Origin of the sequence: Massilia aurea (assembly GCF_014200505.1) — a bacterium.
In the GTDB taxonomy this organism is placed as follows: Bacteria; Pseudomonadota; Gammaproteobacteria; order Burkholderiales; family Burkholderiaceae_D; genus Telluria; species Telluria aurea_B.
The window spans coordinates 200,343-221,830 of the sequence record NZ_JACHBX010000003.1 but is presented as its reverse complement, the minus strand read 5'-3'; the positions used below and the strand labels follow the sequence as shown (position 1 = coordinate 221,830).

Sequence of the window (21,488 nt, the reverse complement as noted above, 5' to 3'; positions counted from 1 at the left end):
CAGAATGGTATTTTTGCGCACTGCAACAGTGCAGGCGATTTTCCAGGGGATACTGTGCGACCGATTGCCAAATCGAACAAGCTCGACGACGTCTGCTACGAGATCCGCGGACCGGCCCTGGAGCAGGCGCGCCAGATGGAAGAAGACGGCCAGAAGATCATCAAGCTCAATATCGGCAACCTTGCCGTGTTCGGCTTCGATGCGCCGGACGAGATCGTCAGCGACATGATCCGCAATATGCACGGCGCGGCCGGCTATACGGACTCCAAAGGCATGTTTGCGCCGCGCAAGGCGATCATGCACTACACGCAAGAGAAAAATATCACCGGCGTGACGATCGACGACATCTACCTGGGCAACGGGGCGTCGGAACTGATCGTCATGTCGATGCAGGGTTTGCTGAACAATGGCGACGAGGTGCTGGTGCCGGCGCCCGACTATCCACTGTGGACTGCCGCCGTCAGCCTGGCCGGCGGCGCGCCGCGCCACTACATCTGCGACGAAGGCGCCGGCTGGATGCCCGACATCGCCGACATGCGCAGCAAGATCACGCCGAACACGCGCGCCATCGTCGTCATCAACCCGAACAACCCGACCGGCGCCCTGTATCCGCGCGAAGTGCTGCTCGAGATCATCGAACTGGCGCGCCAGCACCAGCTGATCATCTACGCCGACGAAATCTACGACAAGACGCTGTACGACATGGCCGAGCACGTCTCGATGGCGTCGCTGGCCGACGACGTGCTGTTCGTCACGCTGAACGGCCTGTCGAAGAACTACCGGTCGTGCGGCTACCGCGCCGGCTGGATGGTGGTCTCGGGCGAGAAGCGCCATGCCAAGGGTTATATCGATGGCCTGAACATGCTGGCCTCGATGCGCCTGTGCGCCAACGCGCCGGGCCAGTTCGCGATCCAGACCGCGCTGGGCGGCCACCAGAGCATCAACGACCTGGTGGGCCCGGGCGGGCGCCTGCTCCGGCAGCGCGATCTCGCCTACAAATTGCTTACCGATATACCGGGCGTGTCCTGCGTGAAGCCAAAAGCTGCGCTCTACATGTTCCCGCGCCTCGATCCGAAGATGTACCCGATCACGGACGACCAGCAGTTCATTTGCGAACTGCTGACCGAGGAAAAAGTGCTGCTGGTGCAAGGCACCGGCTTCAACTGGATTGCCCCGGACCATTTCCGGCTGGTGTTCCTGCCTAATTCCGACGACCTGACCGACGCTTGCGGACGCATTGCGCGCTTCCTCGACGGTTACCGACGGCGCCACGCCTGATCCAGCGCGTCGCGCCCAGACCTCACGAGAAACAGATTTTATGAAACCGATTCAAGTTGGCCTGCTGGGCATCGGCACCGTTGGTGCCGGTACCTTTAATGTACTCAAGCGCAACCAGGAAGACATCCGCCGCCGCGCCGGCCGCGGCATCGAGGTAACGATGGTCGCCGCGCGCAATACCGAGCGCGCGCGCAGCGTCACCGGTGATGGCGTGCAAGTCGTCAGCGACCCGTTCGCTGTGGTGAACCATCCCGATATCGACATCGTCGTCGAGCTGATCGGCGGTTACGAGCTGTCGCGCGAACTGGTGCTGCAAGCCATTGCCAACGGCAAGCATGTGGTCACCGCCAACAAGGCGCTGGTGGCGCTGCACGGCAACGAGATTTTCGCCGCCGCCCAAGAGAAGGGCGTGATCGTCGCCTTCGAGGCGGCCGTGGCCGGCGGCATCCCGATCATCAAGGCGCTGCGCGAAGGCCTGACTGCCAACCGCATCGAATCGGTGGCCGGCATCATCAACGGCACCACCAACTTCATCCTGTCCGAGATGCGCGACAAGGGCCTGGACTTTGCCACCGTGCTGGCGCAGGCACAGGCGCTTGGCTACGCCGAGGCCGATCCGACCTTCGACATCGAAGGCGTCGATGCCGCGCACAAGCTGACGATCATGTCGGCGATCGCCTTCGGCATCCCGGTGCAATTCGACAAGGCCTACGTGGAAGGCATCAGCCAGTTGCAGGCAGTGGACATCCGCTACGCCGAACAACTGGGCTACCGCATCAAGCTGCTGGGCATCACCCGCCGCACGACGACTGCCGCTGGCGAAGGCATCGAGCTGCGCGTGCACCCGACCCTGATCCCGGCCGCGCGCCTGATCGCCAATGTCGAGGGCGCGATGAACGCCGTGCTGGTGCATGCCGATGCCCTGGGCGTTACGCTGTATTACGGCAAGGGCGCTGGCGCAGAACCGACCGCATCGGCCGTGATCGCCGACCTGGTCGACGTGACGCGCCTGGCCACCGTGGACCCGTCCGGCCGCGTGCCGCACCTGGCGTTCCAGCCGAACCAGATGAGCGACGTGGCGATCATGCCGATGGCCGACATCACGACCAGCTACTACCTGCGCGTGCACGTGCAGGACCAGCTGGGCGTGATGGCCGACCTGACGCGCATCCTGGCCGACGGCAATATCTCGATCGACGCCGTGCTGCAGAAAGAGCCGGGCAACCAGACCGATATCGACATCATCATGCTCACGCACCAGACGCAGGAGAAGAGCATCGATGCGGCGATTGCCAGGATCGAAGCAATGCCGGCCGTGATCGGCAAGGTCACGCGGATTCGCCTGGAGTCGCTGGGCTAAGCAGCGCAGCACCATCGGGTGACCGCTAGGCTTGGGGTCACCTGCATCATGCAGATCGGGTAGTGCCGCGTGAGTAGTGCTGCATGATTCTTCCAGGCTGTTTCGTATCGCCGGTCACGACCTTCGGTATCAGATGCGAATACGCAAGCATGAATATGAGAAACATGCTTTGTTCGGCCGTGCTTGCCGTTGTACATTACGGCATCCTAGTCACCCGAGCCCTCCAGCATGCGCCAACCGAGCCAATTCTCCCTGCTGACCCAGCGCCGTTTCGCCCCCTTTTTCTGGACCCAGTTCCTGGGCGCGTTCAACGACAATCTGTTCAAGACGGCACTCCTGGTCGTGATGACCTACGACGCGCTGAACTGGACGACGCTCGACCCGTCGCTCATCAACAACCTGATCCCCGGCCTGTTCATCCTGCCGTACGTGGTGTTCTCGGCCACGGCCGGCCAGCTGGCCGACAAGTTCGACAAGGCCCGGCTCGCGCGCATCGTCAAGATCGCCGAGATCGCGATCATGCTGGTGGCCGGTCTCGGCTGGATGACGCACAATCTGTGGCTCTTGATTGCGGCCGTGATCGGCATGGGCATGCACTCGACGCTGTTCGGGCCCGTCAAATACGCCTACCTGCCACAGAATCTGAAGCCCGATGAGCTGGTTGGCGGCAATGGCGTCGTCGAGATGGGGACGTTCGTCGGCATCCTGCTGGGCGAGGTGGCCGGCGCGGTGCTGGTTGGCCGGCCGAACGGCATCATGCTGGTGGCTGGCGCCACGGTGCTGTTTGCCGTGCTGGGCCTGCTGGCCAGCTGGCGCATCCCGCCATCGCCGGCACCGGTGCCCGAGCTGCGCATCAGCCGCAACATCATTGCCGAATCGTGGCGCAATCTGGCGTTCTCGCGCAAGAACCGCACCGTGTTCCTGTCGATGCTGGGCAACTCGTGGTTCTGGTTCTACGGCGCACTGCTGCTGGCCCAGTTCCCCGTGTTTTCCAAGGATTACCTGCGCGGCGACCATAGCGTGTTCGTGCTACTGCTGACCGTGTTCTCGCTCGGCATCGGCGCCGGCTCGCTGCTGTGCGAACGCCTGTCGGGCCACAAGGTCGAGATCGGCCTGGTGCCGTTCGGCTCGATTGGCCTGTCGGTATTTGGCATCGACCTGTATTTCGCCAGCTCGGGCTTCACGGCGGGCACGGCGATCGTCGACTGGCTGGCACTGCTGGGCCAGCCGGGCGCCTTGCGCATCCTGTTCGACCTGGTAATGATCGGCGTGTTCGGAGGCCTCTTCATCGTGCCGCTGTTTGCGCTGATCCAGACGCGCTGCGATCAGAAACACGTCTCGCGCACGATCGCTGGCATGAACATCCTGAATGCCGTCTTCATGGTGGCCTCGGCCGGCGTGGCGATCCTGCTGCTGGGGCAGGGCTTCACGATTCCGGAACTGTTCCTGACCACGGCGCTGCTCAATGTGGTCGTCGCGATCTACATCTTCTCGCTGGTGCCGGAATTCCTGATGCGCTTCCTGGCCTGGATCCTGATCCACACCGTCTACCGCGTGCGCATGATCGACACCTCGCACATCCCGGCCGACGGCCCGGCGGTGCTGGTCTGCAATCACGTGAGCTATGTCGACGCGATCGTCATCAACGCGGCCAGCCCGCGCCCGATCCGCTTCGTGATGGACCACCGCATCTTCAAGACGCCGTTCCTGCGCTGGATTTTCCGCGCGGTCAATGCGATCCCGATCGCGCCGGCCAAGGAAGACCCGTGGACGATGGAAAAGGCCTTCGTCGACATCGCCCACGCGCTGCATGACGGCGAGCTGGTCTGCATCTTCCCGGAAGGGCGACTGACCAAGACGGGCGAGATGAGCGAGTTCCGAAGCGGCATCACCAAGATCATCGAACGCAACAAGGTGCCGGTGATTCCAATGGCGCTGCGTGGCCTGTGGGGCAGCTGGTTCACGCGCGACCAGGGCAATCTGTTCGGCCGGCGCATCGCGCGCGGCATGCGCTCGCAACTGTCGCTGGCAGTGGGCACGCCAGTGGCGCCGGAGCTGGCGACGCCGGAATATCTGCAGCAGCAGGTCATGACGTTGCGTGGGGAGTGGAAGTAGGCGGAAACAAGTAGAGGTCAGCGCCGGGCCATACCTCGCTGGGTATGGCAAAAGCGCAAGATTTTTTTTGTGGCTCTGATATAATTATTGACTAGTCGGGGCGTAGCGCAGCCTGGTAGCGTACGTGCATGGGGTGCACGGGGTCGGAGGTTCGAATCCTCTCGCCCCGACCAATAGAATCAACGAGTCAGGCCAGCCGAAAGGTTGGCCTTTTTCGTTTCTGAAGCTTTTATCTCGGCCAAATACTTTTGCGCATCACGCGACTGCCATGACGCAGCGCTGGCGCCGGCCAGCGCAGGACGAGCCGGTGTGAGTATGATGAGCCAGGCTGGGCAAAACGGAAAAGGCTGCTCGATGATGAGCAGCCTCAAGAAATAAATCATGACAGCGCTATTCGCAGCCGCCAGACGGTAGGTAACACGCGCTATTTACACACTGCGCTGTTTCTTGCGACGGCTCGTTCCAAGGCCCAGTAAGCCGAGCCCGAGCAAGGCGACGGATGCAGGCTCAGGAACTTCCGCTACATTGGCGAAAACAAAACTTACGTCATTGTAGTTAAAGTCCCCCCCATTATTCAGATCTTCGAACGCGACGTAGGTCCCGGCGATCATATTTGCGTCACCAGCGTAGAAAGACGAATACACATGGTTAACAAAGTCGCTATTCATGCTAGTTTGGGAATACCACGGCCCAACATCGCCTGGTAGAACATTCTTGAGAACGAATACCAGGACGTCTCCTGCGACAACAGACCCGAAGTTGAATGAATCACCATAATCCGATGTCTTATTATTCAGTCCATAAAGACCGGTTGCTACACCATTGACAAGCATGGACACTTCATTGGTATAGGCTGCTCCTTGCCCGCCGACAAAATAGCCCGTTACACTGCCGGTTGATGCCGCGATAAATGAATACACTGCGGCGTTTTGCGTACCGGCCGGTGAATACGGGATTGGCGCTGCCTGAGCGATACCGCACGTTACCAAAGCAGCTGCCACTGACAGTTTAGCAAACAAGTGTTTCATTACCGTTCCCCTGTTGTTGGATGAGCTTTTTTAGTATGCAATAACTGGGCCATATCAATGAAACCCTTAATTTACAATGGGTTGTAAATACAGCGCATTTCCAATGGGTAGGTGTGTAAATTTTACCGACAAGATTAACGAAGATTTATTTCATTCGGTGAATCATGGTTAATTTTATGCATCTTTTAATTTTCCAGATCATCATGGTAAGTAATATTAGGAAATTTAATTTTAAGGGTAGAAATTATTTTTTGCAGAATAATATTTCTGCATAGTATCGAGTGTTTTTCACCATGGCCGCTGCACTCACTACTTATCTTCACTAGGGTGGCTGACGATTCTCATCGATAAGTCATGTGCGCTTCCTGTTCAAGCCCGTGCCCCGGGGCGAGTAAAATACCTTGATCCAGGCCAGCAGCAGTGATTTGCCGCAAGGCGGTTCCGCGAACAAGTCGAGGCGACCCGATTACGGGCCTACCAGCGTGTTCACGGGATAAATGCCCAGACATTTGACGAAGCCAGCAAACACGGGCTCGTTGAATTGCCCGACGCGGGCCCATTTGGCCATGCCGCAGCGAATCGGCCGGGCACAAGCCCGCCTTGCAGGGATGACTCGACGTGATGGCTCGTGCACATCGCAGAGCGCGCTCATGTGCACGTACAGGCCCAGTCCGTCACCGCACAACCAATGCCTCGGTGCAGTTTTTTATGCGCGTTACACGTGACGAGTGCGGATTGAACTTCACGAGGAATGCATGGATCTGACCCCACGCGTTCAAGCCGCAATGGCTTGCTTGGCCGGGACGTCTGCTTGAGGCCGGAGAATCAGGCGCGCAGGCGCGCCCACTGCAGTACTGCCATCCGGCATATCCGTCAGTACGACTGACATGGCACCGATGCGGCAGTTGTTGCCAATTTTGACGCCACCCAATATTTGCGCGTACGCGCCGATCTCGACGTCATCACCAAGAACGGGCACGGGGCCATCGGCATGACGGTTACCGATCGTGACCCCTTGGCGGAGCGTACAATTTGCGCCGATCTTCGTATCGGGATGAATAAAAATACTGCCGAAGTGCCAGATCCGCAGGCCTGGACCAATATTGGCAGATTTCGGCAGGCTGACACCCGTCGTCGTTTCAACGACACGAAAGGCCAGCCAGTACAGCGTCGTCTGAAACTTTTTGCCGAGGCCTGCAGAGCGGAGGTCGATGCGGCGTCCTTGACGATACAGCCAGACCGCCCAGATCGACTGTTCCTTCAGGAACGGTCGCCGCATGCCATAGCGAACCAGATCACATTGCCAATCATTCATTTCGTCCCCAGCATCGTTATTCGTATTAGTTAAATTATAACTAATGATTACTCCTGATAATCTATCGAATGATGTCAGCCGGGAATCTTGTTTCAGTTTGTGTACACTTGATATGGTTTGGCACCGTTCACGGCGCCTTCGCGATGCCATCCCCAAGCCAGTATCGGTCAATATCGCGCAAACCCCACTCGGCAGCGTTCTCGCATCCGACAATCGCATCGCGCGCGCCCGGCGCCCCCAGATCGATCAGCTCTGGCCGGATATACGCCCGTGCGCGAGTCGAGAAGAACACCTTGATCTTGGGTAACAGCAGCGATTTGCCGCAGGGCTGTTCCGCGACGACGCCGAGGCGGCCCGATTGCAGGCGTACCAGCGTGCCCACGGGATAGATGCCGAGGCATTTGACGAAGGCGGCAAACACGGCCTCGTCGAATTGCCCGGCGCGGGCCCATTCGGCCATGCGCCGCAGCGAGTCGGCCGGGCACCAGCCCGCCTTGTAGGGGCGGTTCGACGTGATGGCGTCATACACATCGCAGACCGCGCCCATGCGCGCATACAGGCCCAGCTCGTCACCCGACAAGCGATGCGGATAGCCGCGACCATCCGGGCGCTCGTGATGGTGCAGGCACACTTCCAGCGCGACCGGGCCCACACCGGGCGAGGCCAGCAGCATGGCGTGGCCCTGCGCCGGGTGGCTGCGCACGACGCAAAACTCGTCCTCGGTCAGGCTACCCGGTTTGTTGAGCACCTCGGCCGGGACGGCCATTTTGCCAACGTCATGCAGCAGTCCGGCCAGGCCCAGTTCGCGTGCGAGATGGTCGTCGAGACCCAGCTGGCGCGCGAGCGCGATCATCAAGGCGCAGACCGCCACCGAATGCATGTAGGTATAGTTGTCGGCGGTCTTCAGGCGCGCCAGGCCGATCAGCGCGCCCGGATTGCGCAGCACCGAGGCGGCGATGGATTCGACCATCGGCATGGCGTCGCGCACCTCGACCGCGCAGCCCATGCGCGCCTCGTTGAACATGTCGAACAGGGCGCGCTTGGACTGGTCGAGCAGCACTGCCGCGCGGCCGAGTTCGTCGTCCATCGTGGCGCGCGGGGCGGGGCGGAAGCGAAACACCGTGTCGTCTGGGGCGCGCGCTGCGGCCGGCGCCGCGGCGCTCGTCTCTGGCGCGGAATCGACATCGAGTCCGCGCTCGGTGTCGATCCAGGCTTCAGCGGCGCGACTGGTCGCGATGCGCTCGAGTTGCGCCGCCGATTCGATCAGAAACGACGATTGCCAGAACGGCGTGTCGATCCACGAGCAGCACAGTTGTTCCACATACATTCCTGGCCGTAGCTGCTTGACGGCGACTTTCTTCAGACCGGGACGCGCGACCGGCGGGGCTTGCCGACCGTTCCCGATCATGGCAGGGCCAGCTGCAGCGCGGCGGCGCGGTTGACGCCCGCAGAGCGGCGGGGCGGCGTCGCCGGCATGGCCGCTGGCGCTGCACTGCGGGCCAGCTTGAATACGGCCAGCGCCTGGACGACCTTGAGCGTCTGTTCCTGCAGGGCGGCGGCAGCGGCGGCCGATTGCTCCACCAGCGCGGCATTCTGCTGGGTCACGCCATCCATTTGCGTGACGGCGTCGTTGACCTGGCCAATGCCCGCCACCTGTTCGCGTGAGGCGGAGGCGATTTCGTTCATCAGGCCGCTGACCTTGCGCACGGCGGCCTGCACCTGCTGGGTGGTTTCGCCGGCACGCACGGCCAGGGCGGCGCCGGCTTCGACCTTGCTGATCGAGGCGGCGATCAGCCGCTTGATCTCCTGCGCCGAGGTGTTGCTGCGCTGGGCCAGGTTGCGCACTTCGCTGGCGACGACGGCAAACCCGCGCCCCTCTTCGCCGGCACGGGCCGCTTCGACGGCAGCGTTCAGGGCCAGGATATTGGTCTGGAAGGCGATGCTCTCGATGATGCCGATGATGTCGCCGATCTTGCGCGATGCTTCCGAGATCTCGTCCATGGTGGCAATCACTTCGCCGACAATGAGGCCACCGCTGACGGCGGTGCCGTCGGCGGCTTCGGCCATGGTGCTGGCCTGGCCGACGCTGGCGCTGTTCTGCTGGACGGTCGACGCCAGCTCTTCCATGCTCGACGCGGTCTCTTCGAGCGCCGAGGCCTGGGACTCGGTGCGCCCCGACAGGTCCATATTGCCGGTCGCGATCTCCGCAGTCGCCACGCTGATTTGCTGGAAGTTGGTGCGCACATCGCCCACGATGGATTGCAGGTTGACGCGCAACTGGTGCATGGCCCGCATCAGCTGGCCCATTTCATCCTGCCGGTTGCTGCTGAATTCGACGCTCAGGTCGCCGCCGGCCATGGTCTGGCAGGCCTGGCGCGCGACTTCCATCGGACGCAGCAGGGTCGCGTGCAGCGCGTACCAGAAGTACAGCAATGACACGCCGGCGGCGCCGGTCAAGATGCCGAGCGGGGTTTCCAGGTAGGGGAACCGTACTGCGCCGTCAAACAGGTGGAAGCCCATCAGTAACATCAGCATCGCGCACTGGCCCGTCACGTTCAATGTGATGCGGCGACGCAGCGACATCCTGGTTGCGGCGGCCAGTCGGCCGCGCAGTCCGGTCGCGCGCACCATGCCTTGTTCGAGGCGGATATTGCCTGCAGTGCCGGCCTTGAGATTCCGATACAGTTCGGCGGCCGCCGTGATCTGGGCGCGCGTCGGTTTCGTGCGCACCGACATGTAGCCGACGGCCTTGCCGTTTTCCATGACCGGGGTGGCGTTGGCCATCACCCAATACGCGTCGCCGTTCTTGCAACGGTTCTTGACCATGCCCGTCCAGGACCGGCCCGAGCGGATCGTGGCCCACATATCGGCAAACGCCTCGACCGGCATATCGGGATGGCGCAGGATGTTCTGGGGCGCGCCGATCAGCTCTTCTTCGGTGTAGCCGCTGATGGCGATGAAGTACGTGTTTGCATAGGTGATGTTGCCTTGCAAATCCGTGGTCGAGACGATCGTTTCAGTGTCGCTCAGTTCGATTTCGACATCGGTGACCGGAAAATTATTGCGCATGACAGACTCCTGCTGGAAGGCGTGGCGGACTTTTCCCACCACCTGTTTAATTCATACCAGCAACAATTTTATGCCATAAGAAACTGAATATCTCGAATAAAACGAATAAATCGATTTATTTTTTGTCGCAGTGTTGTGATTTGTCACGAGGCATACCGCTGGATGCCTTCTTTGATGCAACATGGAGGATTGATCGGGACCGCAGCGCATTCGCTGCAATTCAGCGATGTATCCGTTGTACTTCTGCCAGTCAGGTGTAGCATGAGAAAATTGATCCGCCTACCCACCGGAACCACCATGCGGCGTCGATACATCGAGTTTGCCATGCTGGCAACAGCGCTGGTCTTCATCGGCGCCAGTCTCGCCTATCTGCAACTAACTGAGGTGGCGCGTCTCGAGAGCAGCGAGCGGGCCCGCTTGTTGTCGCTCACCACGCTGTTGGCCAGCAATATCCAGACCGATCTCGAGGCCACCAATGTGGCGCTCGAAGGCGTGGTGCGCGATTACCTCAGCGCCCCGGATGGCACCGTTGCCGATGCAGAGCTGGCCGCCCGCCTGTCGGCGCTGGTCGGCGCGATGCCCGGCCTGCGCGCGATGATGGTATTCGACCGTGACGGGCGGGTGCGCGCTGCCAGCCAGCACGATTTGTACGCGCACGATTTTTCCCGGCGCGACTATGTGACCGCAGTGCGCCGCGCGCCCAGCAGCCGCACCCTGTATGTGGCCGAGCCGTTCCGGTCGATCCGCGGTGACCAGGTGGTGACAGTCGCCCGCATGGTGCCGGACGCCGCCGGCCGGTTCGCGGGACTCGTGCTTGCCACCCTCGACCCCGAATATTTCACCGGCCAGTTCCGCACCGCGATGTATGCGCCCGATGTCTGGGCCGTGGTAGTCCACGGTGGCGGGCGGCAATTGCTGAACTATCCGCCGAAGGGCAATATCGACGGCACCAACCTGGCGCGCCCGGGCACCTTGTTCCAGCGCCACAGCAGCAGTGGAAAGATGGCAGGCATACTCGAAGGCCGGGTCTACACCACGGGCGAGCAGCGCGTCATGGCCATGGCCACGATCGCGCCGGCGGCGCTCGCCATGGACTACCCGCTGGTGATCGGCCTGAGTCGCGACGTCACGGCGGTCGCCGCGCCGCTGCGGCACCAGGGGCTGACGCTGGCCGTGCTGTTTGCCCTGCTGGCAACTGCCGCCTGCGGGGCGCTGGCGGTAGTGCAGCGCAGGCGCGCACAGTGGGCGCGCCAGGATGCAGAACAGGCGCGCGCACGCGCTGCGATGCAGGGCGTGTATGACAGCGAAGCGCGGTTTCGCACGCTGATCGAGGACGCGCCGCTGGCCATCGCCATCCTGCGCCATGGCCGCTTCATCTATTCCAACCCGCGCTACCGGGCCTTGCACGGGTACGCGGCAGCGGACGACCTGACCGGCCTGCGCTGGCGCGCCATGATTGCTGCGCCGTCGCTGGCCGGGCTGGCGCAGCACGAGGCCCTGATCGAGGCCGATACGCCCACCGAGCAGCACTTCGAGGCAATCGGCCTGGGCAAATGGGGCTCCTCCGTGCCGGTCTACAAGACCACCGCGCAGGTACGGCTGGCGGACGGCCCGGCGACCCTGGTCTTCGCGCAGGACATTTCGGCGCAAAAGAGTGCCGAAGCCGAGATGCTGCTGGCCCGCGATGCTGCCGAGGCGGCCAGCCGCAGCAAGGCCGAGTTTCTGGCCAATATGAGCCACGAGATCCGTTCGCCCCTCAATGCCGTGCTGGGTTTCGCCTATCTGCTCGAGCAGCGCGCGATCGACGCCGACGCCCGCAGCATGGTGCGCAATATCCGCGTGTCCGGCCAGTCGCTGCTGGCCATCGTCAATGACATCCTCGACGTGTCCAAGATCGAGGCCGGGCACATGCTCATTGAAACCGCGCCGTTCTGCCTGGGCGAGTTGCTGGAAAAGGTCGCCACCAGCATGCGCATCGGCGCAGCGGGCAAGGATCTGCAACTGATCGTCGACACGCCGCCGCCCGGCGTCGGCATCCTGCTCGGGGACGCATTGCGGCTCGAGCAGGTGCTGCTTAATCTCACCGGCAATGCGGTCAAGTTCACACCCAACGGCCAGGTGGCACTGCGCTGCACCTTGCTGCGGCGCGACGGCGACGCCCTGGTGCTCCAGTTCAGCGTGCAGGACACCGGCATCGGCATCGACCCTGCCGCCCAGGAGTCGATCTTTTCGCCATTCACCCAGGCCGACAGTTCCACCACGCGCCGCTTTGGTGGCACCGGCCTGGGGCTGACCATCTGCCGTCAATTGGTTGCACTGATGGGCGGCGCGCTGGTCGTCGACAGCGCGCCCGGACTCGGCAGCGTGTTCAGTTTCAGCCTGCCGCTGCAGGCGTCTACCGAAGCCAGCGCTACCGCCGTCTGCGCGGCCGCGACGCCCTCGGGCCAGACTCTGCGCGACCTGTGCGTGCTGGTTGTCGACGACAGCGATATCAACCGCGAGGTGGTCCAGCGCATCTTGCGCGATCAGGGCGCCGAAACCGTCTGCGTCGGCGATGGCCGGCAGGCGCTGGACTGGCTGCTGGCGCATCCGGAACAGGCCGACGTCGTGTTGATGGACGTGCAGATGCCGGTCATGGACGGCATCGAGGCGACCCGGCAGCTGCGCCGCATGCCGCAGTTCGACGGCCTGCCGGTCATTGCACTGACTGCCGGGGCGTTCAAGGAACAGCAGGAGGCGGCGCTCGAGGCCGGCATGTGCCATGTGCTGAGCAAGCCATTCGATGTGCCGGCGATGCTCGCGCTGATTGCACGCCTGTGCGGGAGCGGAGGCGGCGGTGGCAGTGACGGCGAGGGCAGCGGTGCGGACGCCCTGGCCGGCCCGGCGCCGGCACAGGTCGACGACGACGCGCTCGACGTGGCTGCCGGACTCGCCCTGTGGCTGGACGGCGCGGCCTACCGCCAGTATCTGGCCCAGTTCCTCGAACTGCATGGCGACAGCGCGGCGCTGATCGGCGCCAGCCTGGCTGCCGGCCGGCCCGGCGAAGCCGCCGCGCTGGCCCACAAACTGGCCGGCGTGGCCGCCAGCCTGGCCCTGCCTGCCACGCGCGTTGCCGCGCACGAGGCCGAGCGGATGCTGTACGCCGCCATGCGCGATCCCGGCGCCGACGGCGTCGCGGTCGACCTGGCGCCATTGACGCAGGTGCTGGCGCAGGCACGGCGCGCGATCGAGCAGTACCTTGGGTCGGCGCCGACGCCGGCGCCGGCAGCCTCGCCCGTGGCAGCGTCGCCGGTGGTGCTGCACGCACACCTGACCAGTCTGCTCGAAGCGCTTGACGCCGAGGCGCTGGAACAGGCCGAAGCCTGCCTGGCCGCGCTGGCGCCGCTGTTGCCGGCGGTGACACTCGACCGTGTGTGGAACCCACTGCGGCGCTTCGATTTCCGCGCCGCCGAGGCCGCCGTGCGCCTGTTGATGGCGTCGGTGCCGGCAACCGCGTAATCGCCGGGCTGCTGGCCGTCGACAAGCCGGGCAGGGCGGGCAGGGCGGGTAGCGTCTGACCGCGCCCCGTCAGCGCACCGGCTGCGTCCAGCGCCGCACGAGGTCGCCCAGCTGCTCCGCTGTGAACGGCTTGCTCAGGTAATCGTCCATGCCGGCCGCGAGGCAGCGTTCGCGGTCGCCGTCGATGGCGCTGGCGGTCAGTGCCACCACGGCCATGCGCGGGGCGCCGGTAGCGTGCTCGCGCTGGCGCAGCTGGCGGCAGGCTTCGTAGCCGTCGAGTACGGGCATCATGCAGTCCATCAGCACCAGGTCGTAGGTGCTGGTCTCCAGCGCTGCCAGCGCGACCGCGCCATTGACTGCTTCGTCGACCCTGCAGCCGAGTTTCTCAAGCAGGATGCGCAGCAGCTCGCGGTTGATCTCGGTGTCTTCGACGACGAGCACGCGCGGCGTTCCCACGGTGGCCCGCAGTCCCGATGCGCTGATGGTATCGGGCGCAGGCGCCGACGCCAGGCTGCACGGCACGACCAGGCGGAAGCACGCGCCCGGCCCGGTGCGCGGGACCAGGTCGATACTGCCACCCATCAGATCGGCCAGGCGGCGGCAGATGGCCAGCCCCAGGCCGGTGCCGCCGTACACGCGGCTGATGGTGTTGTCGGCCTGGCTGAAGGGCTGGAACAGGCGCGCCTGCGCGGCCGGCTCGATGCCGATGCCGTGATCGCTCACCTGGTACAGCAGCAGCCACCCGCCGCTCGTGTCGGGATCGCGCCTTGCCACCACGGTCAGTTCGATCGGGCCGCCGCCAGCGGGGGTAAACTTGATCGCGTTGCTGAGCAAATTGCCGAGTACCTGGCCGATGCGGTCGGGGTCGGCCATGACGGCCGATGGCAGCACGCCCGGTCGCAGCACGATCGCCAGGCGCTTGCGCTCTGCGCTCATGCGGTACGAGTCGACCCGCTGCGCGGCATGGCGCATTGGATCGAATGCCTGCGGCAGCAGTTCCAGGTTGCCGGACTCGACCTTCGAGAAGTCGAGGATGTCGTTGATGGTGCGCAGCAACTCGAGCACGCTCTGGTGCACGGTGCGCGCATACGTGTCCAGCGGCGCCGGCAATCCGGCACCGAACAGCAGTTCGGACATGCCGACGATGCCGTTCATCGGGGTGCGGATCTCGTGGCTCATCATCGCCAGGAAACGCGACTTGGCCTGGTTGGCCGCATCGGCCTGGGCCTTGAGCGCGAGCGCCTCGACCGCATCGCGCTCGCGCTGGCGGACGATGCGCAGCACGGTGCCAAAGGCCAGCGCCACGCCCAGCATGCCGGTCATCGCGATGGCGCCCAGCGGACGCAGATTGCGCCACCAGTCGCTTGTCAACAACGCTTCGGGCACGGATGCCTCGATCACCAGCGGATAGTTGCGTACCGGACGCTGCGCCACCATGCGTGCCTCGTCGTTCGTGGCAGCGGCGGCTGGCGGCCGGCCGATGGCGGTGTCACGCTGCGGCCAGGAGGCCAGCAGAACCTGGTCGCTCGACAACAGCGAGATCGCCGCCTGCTGGCCAGGGCTGACGGAACGGAAGAAGTCGGTGAACGACGCGCACGAGATGCCCACCACCGCCACGCCCGCGAAGCGGCCATCGGGCGTTTCGCGACGCCGGCTCAGGTAAAACGTCCAGGCCCCGTTGATCTTGTTGCGTACCGGACGGCTGACGTAGGGGGCGGGGTCGCGGTGCGCGCGGTGATAGACGAAATAATCGCGCTCGGCCAGGTTAATGACCGGCGTTGGCCAGGCGCGTGTGGAACTGAGCAGCGCGCCGTCGGCGCCGATGATGCTGGCCACGGCCACCTGGGGCAGGCCGCTGATCTTGTCGCTCATGGTGCGATAGAGCGCCTCGCTCCCCAGTGCCGCATTGCCATCGTCGGCCGACAGCGTTGCGAGGATGCTGTCGAGTGCCAGACTGGACGAGGCCATCGATTGCGCCGTGCTCTCGGCCAGCGCCAGCGTCAGGTTGTCGAGATCGCTGGCCCAGTCGTCGATCTCGCGAAAGCGCAGCACCCAGGCCGAACTGGCCAGCGCCAGTGTGAGCAGCAGCACGAGGCCAGCGCAGATCAGGGCGCTGACGGTGCGTGTATCCAGATGCTGCAGGCAATGCCACCGTGGCACGTCGTTCATCGATGTATCCGCGCTCACCCACACCCTCCGTCGGAATTGGTCGGCAACCTGCGAGGAAGCCGGCGCATGGCATGGAAACGGCGGATGACGCGCTCGTGCCGCCTCTCCTGGCAGACAATGAGTCTACATCAAAACCTTTAAATTCGTTAATCTAATTTATTTGAATTTAAAGTAACGAATATGGGGATTGTCGGATGGGCAGATGAGCGCTACACCGGTGCGGGCTTGCGGGCGCGTTGCGCGACGCTCGCCCGCAGATAGCCGCGCAGCTCGTCGTAGTTGATGGGTTTGGGGAAGAACACGACGCCTGCCGGAACGCCGCCGCGGGCTGCGAGCTCGTCGGCAGGCAGCCCGGACAGGATGGCAATGCTGACATCGGCGAGTTGCGGGTCGGTCATGACGGTACGCACCACTTCAAAGCCGTCGATGCCTTCCATGACGATATCGGCGAGCAGGATGTCGGGCGGACGGCGGGCGATCTGCAGCAGCGCCTGGTAGCCGTTTTCGCAAAAGATGAAGTCCGCTGGCAAATCCCAGGCAGCAAACTGGCGCTGGTACAGGGCGCGCTGAATGGCGTTGTCCTCGATCACGAGAATGGTCGCGCGCCCACTGGCGTCGCGCCCCATGCTTCCGGCCAGCTTGTTCTTGTAGTCGAGTACTGCCCTGAGCGGAATCCGGCGGTGCCCGCCCTGGGTCTTCCAGGCATCCAGCACCCCTGTTTCCACCAGCTGCTGCACCAGCGACACCGAGATGCCGAGCATTTGCGCTGCGACCTGTGTGGTGCATACCTCGTCGGACGTTACCGCACTTTGCTTAGTTGCCACCTGAACCGCTCCCGCACTATCCGTTGCTTCAATGAGAATTCATTGAATTCGTTTTAATTGCTTGTATTGTATCGTACCGGTGCCCGACCCATCAGCGCCCGTGCGCGCTGGCAGGCGCGCAGTGCTTGTAGAAGAAGGTCGTTGCACACAGCGGGCCGTCGGGCAGACAGGCGAAGTCAGGGACGCTACCGACGCGCTGCCAGCCCGACCGTGCATACAGGCGTTCGGCCGTGCTGTCAGCTGTGTCGAGTACCAGCACGGTGCGCCCTTGCGTACGCGCGGCTTCTTCGACTGCCTCCATTAACCGTCGGCCGATGCCCGCGCCGCGTGCCCGGCGCCGCACCAGCAGCTTGGCCACATCCGCCCGATGCTGCTGGTTGTCCGGCATGGCGGTAATCAGCTGGACGGTGCCAAGAATGCCAGCCCTGTCCTGCGCCACGATCAGCGTCCGCTCGCCGCGCTCCACGCCGCCTGCGATGTCGTGCCAGTAATCCAGCGCCGTCGTGCGCGACAGCGGCAGCATGAAGCTGACCGATGCGCCGCCTTCGACGCAATCGATCAGAACATCGGCCAGTTGCTCACTGCAAACGCGGGCGTCGGCATGCGACAGGGTGCGCAGCGTGATGGCATGGGGCATGAGGTTTCTCCTGGAGATCGTTGTGACGTGCTGGCCAGGTCCGGCAGTGATTCAATCGATCGTCGCCGCTCCCGGTGCCTGTCCGGCAACCAGTGTACGTGACCCGGCATGGGGGCGCCCATCAATCGGGATATTGATGAAGAACGTCGTGCCGCGGTCCTGGCTGCTGTCCAGGCCGATACTGCCGCCATGGCTTTCGGCCACGGCGCGCACATAGGGCAGGCCAATACCCCAGCCTTGCGGATCGCCGCGCTGGGCCAGCTCGGCGCGGCGGTACATCTGGAAGATGCATTCCTGTTCGTGCGGCGGGATCGGCGGGCCGTCGTTGTGCACCGACACGAGCAGGCGTTCGTGGAGCTGGTCGACCTTGACGCTGATCGGCGTGGCAGGGGCCCCGTATTTCACGGCGTTGGACACCAGGTTCTCGATCGCCCGCTTGAACACCTGGCGATCCCACCAGCCATCGACAGGATGCGCGTGCAGCTCGAAACGGGACCCGTGCGCGGTGCGTGCGTCGGCCAGCACCTCGGCCACGAGTTCGTCCATCGGAAAGGCCGTGATGGTCAGCGGAATGTTCTCGCCACTGTGAAACGCCATCGTATCGAGCAATTCGTCGACCATGCTGCTCATGCGCCGGGTATTGGTCAGCGCCTTGCCGGCCACCTTCTTGATCTGGTCCAGGTCGTTGCTGCGCAGGATGAGTTCGAGCGCAGTGATCGTGGCGCCCAGCGGGCCGCGCATATCGTGCGTCAGCGCCGCGGCGAAGCGTTCCCGGAAGCCGCTGTGCACCAGCGAGAACGCTTCGACGGCTTCCTGGATGCCGGAATCGATCGATGAGTGGATCGTGTGGACTTCGCGGTGATCGAGCACGACCTGTTCGCGGTGCAGCACATCGAAGATGGCCCAGCGGAAGATCTGGTACTCCTCGATCAGCGCATTGTGATCGTACGACGTGATGCGCGCGCGCTCGCCGCCATGCTCGGCCGCGACCGTGGTGCCGTCGACGGCGGACGTGCGCGGGTAGTCGGGGCTGATGCTCTGGACGATATTGTCGTAGAACACCGGCAGCGTATCGATCAGGATCGGATGCTGGACATTGCGCGCCTGCGCCACGCGTTCGCGCACGCGTGCTTCCCATGTCGCGAAAACGGCCCCGCGCAAGCCCAGCATCCGCTGCGCATTGGCCGATAGGTGGTCGGAACCGGCTTGCTGGTCGGTGGCGAAACTCACTGGAGGCTGCCCTTTCGATGATGAATGTCGTATTGACGAGCGGCCATCTTACGCCTGGCCACGCGCACGCGCCGTACGATTGTGGTCAAGCGGGTATGTTTCCCCGGTCCGGCGCCAGTGTGTCGAGCAGCGCCAGCAGATAGGGAATGTCCACCGGCTTGACCAGGTGGCGCGAAAATCCGGCGGCCTGCGACGCGGCCACGTCCTGCGGTTGTCCATAGCCGCTGAGCGCCACCATGACTGCGCCTGCCAGGCGCGGCGCGGCGCGCAGCCGGCGCGCAAGCTGGTAGCCGTCCATGTCGGGCAGGCCGATATCGAGCAGGCAGACATCGAACGCCTCGGATTCGGCCCGCAGCAGTGCGCCATGGGGCGACTCCTCGACCTGTACCGTGTGGCCCACGGCCGCAAGCACCATGCCCAGCGACTCGGCAGCATCGCGGTTGTCGTCGACGATCAGGATGCGCAGCGCCGTGTGCGAAGCCAGCGCGCTGTCATCGTACGTGGCGGCGGCGGGACCGGTCCCGTCCTGGCCCAGCGGCAAGGTGACGGCAAAGCAGCTGCCGCGGCCGGGGCCGTCGCTGTGCGCCTCGACCCTGCCGCCGTGCAGCGTGACCATGCTGCGCACCAGGGCCAGTCCCAGGCCCAGCCCGCCCTGCGCCCGGTCCGGCGTGCGCCGGGCTTGGGTGAACAGCTCGAAGATGTCAGGCAGCAGGCTGGCCTCGATGCCGATCCCGTTGTCCCTGACCGACAAGGTCACGCAGCCGGTAGCAGCGTCGGCTTGGGCAAACACGGTGATCTCGCCGCCATCCGGCGTGTACTTGGCCGCGTTGCCCAGCAGGTTGGTCATCACCTGCACCAGCCGCTTGCGGTCGCCCGTGACGGTGACGTTGGCCGCGCCCAGGCGCGTGGCGAGCGTGTGGCCCTTTTTTTCGATGAGCGGGCGCGCCTGCTCGATGGCGCTGTGGATGACAGTCTTCAGATCGACCGGCAGGCGCTCGAGTTCGACCAGGCCGCGCGTGACGCGCGAGACGTCGAGCAGATCGTCCACCAGCTCGACCATATGCCGCACCTGGCGGCCGATCACGTCGGCCGCATGCGCCGTGCGCTTCGGATCGAGGCTCGAGAGCTTGAGCATCTGGGCAGCGGTGCTGATCGGGGCCAGCGGATTGCGCAGCTCATGCGCGAGCATCGCCAGGAATTCATCCTTGCGGGCATTGGCGGCCTTGAGCTCTTCGGCGGCCAGCCGGTGGTCGTGCATGTCGGTGACCGTGCCCATCCAGCGGATGATGGCGCCGGCCTCGTCGCGCACCGGCAACGCGCGGTTGAGCACCCAGCGGTAGTCGCCATTGTGGTGGCGCAGCCGGTGCTCGATCTCGAACAGCGCGCCGCTGGCCAGGCTGGCCATCCACTGCGTTCGCAACGCCGACAAGTCGTCGGGATGGATGGCGCGGGTCCAGCCACTGCCGGCCAGCGCCTGGCTCGACATCCCCGTGAATTCGCACCAGCGCCCGTTTGCATAATCATTGGTGCCATCGGGCAGGCCCGACCACACCATCTGCGGCATTGCTTCGGTCATCGTGCGGAACTTGTTTTCGCTCTCGCGCAGCGCACGCTGGACCTGCACCTGCGCCGTCATGTCCATCGACGCAGCCACGGCGCCGGTGATATTGCCGGCGTCGTCGCGGATCGGCGCGGCCCGGGTGAGCAGGGTATGCCGCTCATGCGGTCGGCCGAATGGTTCGATCTCGACAAAATCGGCGTCGACCTGCTCGCCGCGCAGCGCGCGCACCAGCGACCAGTCGCGGGCCTGCACCTGCTGTCCATGGCGCTGCGAACCGTCGGCCCACCAGCCGCGCCAGTCGCCATAGCCTTCCGGACTGGTGGTCATCGGGTGCTCGCCCCACAGCACGTGCATCATCGGGTTGGCCGACGAGAGCGCGCCCTGGGCGTCGGCATAGACGATGCCCACGGGTGCCGAACTGAGCAGCGCATCAAGACGCCGCCGGTCGGCCTCGGCCTGGGCGAGGGCGGCGCGCGCGGCCGCTTCGCTCGCCTGCAGGGCGCGCTCGGCATTCTTCTGGTTGCTGATGTCGGTAAACAGCAGTGCCACACGGCGCCGGGTCGGATGCGCGATGCGGCTGGCATAGACGGTGAACCAACGCCCCATTGCTTCAGAGCCTTGCTCGAAGCGGCGTGGCACGCCGCTGCGCGCGATGTCGTCATAGATGTCGATCCAGCTCTGTTCGATACCGGGCACCAGCGCGCGCGCCGTCTGGCCGACACTGTCGACAAGACCGGTGTGGCGCGCAAAGGCGGGGTTGGCTTCCACGAACAGGTAATCAACTGCCTTGCCGTTGGCATCGTCGATCATCTCGATCATGCCGAAGCCTTCGTCCATCGTGTCGAACAGCGCATGGTGGGTTTGCTCGAGGCGCTGGCGCAGCAGGTGGCTGTGCGTGACGTCGTTGACGATGGCGAGCACGCCGCGCACACCGCCTTCGTCCTCGATCGGGCTGTAGCCGTAGGTCCACCAGAGGTCTTCGCGCCGGCCATGGCGCGTGAGCGGGATCAGCCGGTCGTCATGCCAGGCAGCGGGGCCGCCGGCCATGATGCGCTCGATCTCGGGGCCGATCAGGTCCCAGGCTTCGGCCCAGCAGATCCGGCCCGGCTGAGCCAGTGCGGATGGATGGCGTTCGGGGCCGAGGGTCTGGCGATAGCTGTCGTTGTAGAACTGGATCAGCTCGTCGCCCCACCAGATGAACATCGGGTGATTGCTCGACAACATGACGCGGACCATGGTCTTGAGTGCCATGGGCCAGGTGTCGGGCGACCCCAGCGGTGTGGCTTGCCAGTCGTGGGCGCGCATGAGGGCGCCCATCTCGCCGCCGCCGGCCAGGAAGCTGAAAGGTGAAGTCAAGGGGTTCGATGGTGGCATGTACGAACAGACAAGATACGGGCTGGCTGC

Annotated in this window: 14 protein-coding genes and 1 tRNA gene; 5 read left to right on the top strand and 10 right to left on the bottom strand. The window is 64.1% G+C overall.

The window, feature by feature from the left end; all coding sequences use genetic code 11:
* Positions 1–54 precede the first annotated feature (54 nt).
* The 4 genes from HD842_RS14870 (at position 55) to HD842_RS14855 (ending at position 4,926) form a co-directional block, all read left to right on the top strand.
* A complete protein-coding gene (locus tag HD842_RS14870) occupies positions 55–1,278 on the top strand; it encodes a pyridoxal phosphate-dependent aminotransferase (RefSeq protein ID WP_183555505.1) in 1,224 nt (407 codons plus the stop codon).
* A gap of 40 nt (positions 1,279–1,318) precedes the next feature.
* Positions 1,319–2,638 carry a homoserine dehydrogenase gene (locus tag HD842_RS14865; protein WP_183555504.1) on the top strand — a complete coding sequence of 440 codons (1,320 nt, stop codon included), beginning with the start codon at positions 1,319–1,321 and terminating at the stop codon, positions 2,636–2,638.
* 228 nt (positions 2,639–2,866) lie between these two features.
* Complete coding sequence (locus tag HD842_RS14860; protein ID WP_183555503.1) at positions 2,867–4,753, top strand: MFS transporter; 1,887 nt, start codon at positions 2,867–2,869, stop codon at positions 4,751–4,753.
* A gap of 96 nt (positions 4,754–4,849) precedes the next feature.
* Positions 4,850–4,926, top strand: a tRNA-Pro gene (locus HD842_RS14855).
* Between the two features lie 6 nt (positions 4,927–4,932).
* Here the strand turns inward: HD842_RS14855 and HD842_RS14850 are convergent.
* The 5 genes from HD842_RS14850 to HD842_RS14830 form a co-directional block, all read right to left on the bottom strand.
* Complete coding sequence (locus tag HD842_RS14850; RefSeq protein ID WP_183555502.1) at positions 4,933–5,136, bottom strand: hypothetical protein; 204 nt, start codon at positions 5,134–5,136, stop codon at positions 4,933–4,935.
* A 45-nt stretch (positions 5,137–5,181) separates the two neighbouring features.
* Positions 5,182–5,781 carry a DUF4114 domain-containing protein gene (locus HD842_RS14845; protein ID WP_183555927.1) on the bottom strand — a complete coding sequence of 200 codons (600 nt, stop codon included), beginning with the start codon at positions 5,779–5,781 and terminating at the stop codon, positions 5,182–5,184.
* A gap of 775 nt (positions 5,782–6,556) precedes the next feature.
* Entirely contained in the window at positions 6,557–7,096 is a 540-nt protein-coding gene (locus tag HD842_RS14840; RefSeq protein ID WP_183555501.1) for a serine acetyltransferase, read from the bottom strand.
* A 127-nt stretch (positions 7,097–7,223) separates the two neighbouring features.
* Positions 7,224–8,504, bottom strand: a complete 1,281-nt coding sequence (locus tag HD842_RS14835; RefSeq protein ID WP_183555500.1) for an HD-GYP domain-containing protein — start codon at positions 8,502–8,504, stop codon at positions 7,224–7,226.
* Complete coding sequence (locus HD842_RS14830) at positions 8,501–10,165, bottom strand: methyl-accepting chemotaxis protein (protein WP_183555499.1); 1,665 nt, start codon at positions 10,163–10,165, stop codon at positions 8,501–8,503. The genes HD842_RS14835 and HD842_RS14830 overlap by 4 nt, the downstream gene beginning before the upstream one ends.
* A gap of 297 nt (positions 10,166–10,462) precedes the next feature.
* On the opposite strand from HD842_RS14830, the gene HD842_RS14825 reads away from it, so the two are divergent.
* A complete protein-coding gene (locus HD842_RS14825; protein WP_183555498.1) occupies positions 10,463–13,663 on the top strand; it encodes an ATP-binding protein in 3,201 nt (1,066 codons plus the stop codon).
* A gap of 69 nt (positions 13,664–13,732) precedes the next feature.
* Here the strand turns inward: HD842_RS14825 and HD842_RS14820 are convergent, their stop codons facing one another.
* The 5 genes from HD842_RS14820 to HD842_RS14800 all read right to left on the bottom strand — a co-directional run bounded on the left by HD842_RS14820 (position 13,733) and on the right by HD842_RS14800 (position 21,440).
* Positions 13,733–15,832 carry a hybrid sensor histidine kinase/response regulator gene (locus HD842_RS14820; protein WP_183555497.1) on the bottom strand — a complete coding sequence of 700 codons (2,100 nt, stop codon included), beginning with the start codon at positions 15,830–15,832 and terminating at the stop codon, positions 13,733–13,735.
* A 209-nt stretch (positions 15,833–16,041) separates the two neighbouring features.
* Positions 16,042–16,656, bottom strand: coding sequence for a response regulator (locus tag HD842_RS14815; protein ID WP_370660841.1), 615 nt, complete (start codon positions 16,654–16,656; stop codon positions 16,042–16,044).
* A gap of 91 nt (positions 16,657–16,747) precedes the next feature.
* Positions 16,748–17,293, bottom strand: coding sequence for a GNAT family N-acetyltransferase (locus HD842_RS14810; protein WP_183555496.1), 546 nt, complete (start codon positions 17,291–17,293; stop codon positions 16,748–16,750).
* 51 nt (positions 17,294–17,344) lie between these two features.
* Positions 17,345–18,523 (bottom strand): sensor histidine kinase, encoded by a 1,179-nt coding sequence (locus HD842_RS14805; RefSeq protein WP_370660840.1) that lies wholly within the window; start codon positions 18,521–18,523, stop codon positions 17,345–17,347.
* Between the two features lie 85 nt (positions 18,524–18,608).
* Positions 18,609–21,440, bottom strand: coding sequence for a PAS domain S-box protein (locus tag HD842_RS14800; RefSeq protein ID WP_183555495.1), 2,832 nt, complete (start codon positions 21,438–21,440; stop codon positions 18,609–18,611).
* Positions 21,441–21,488 lie beyond the last annotated feature (48 nt).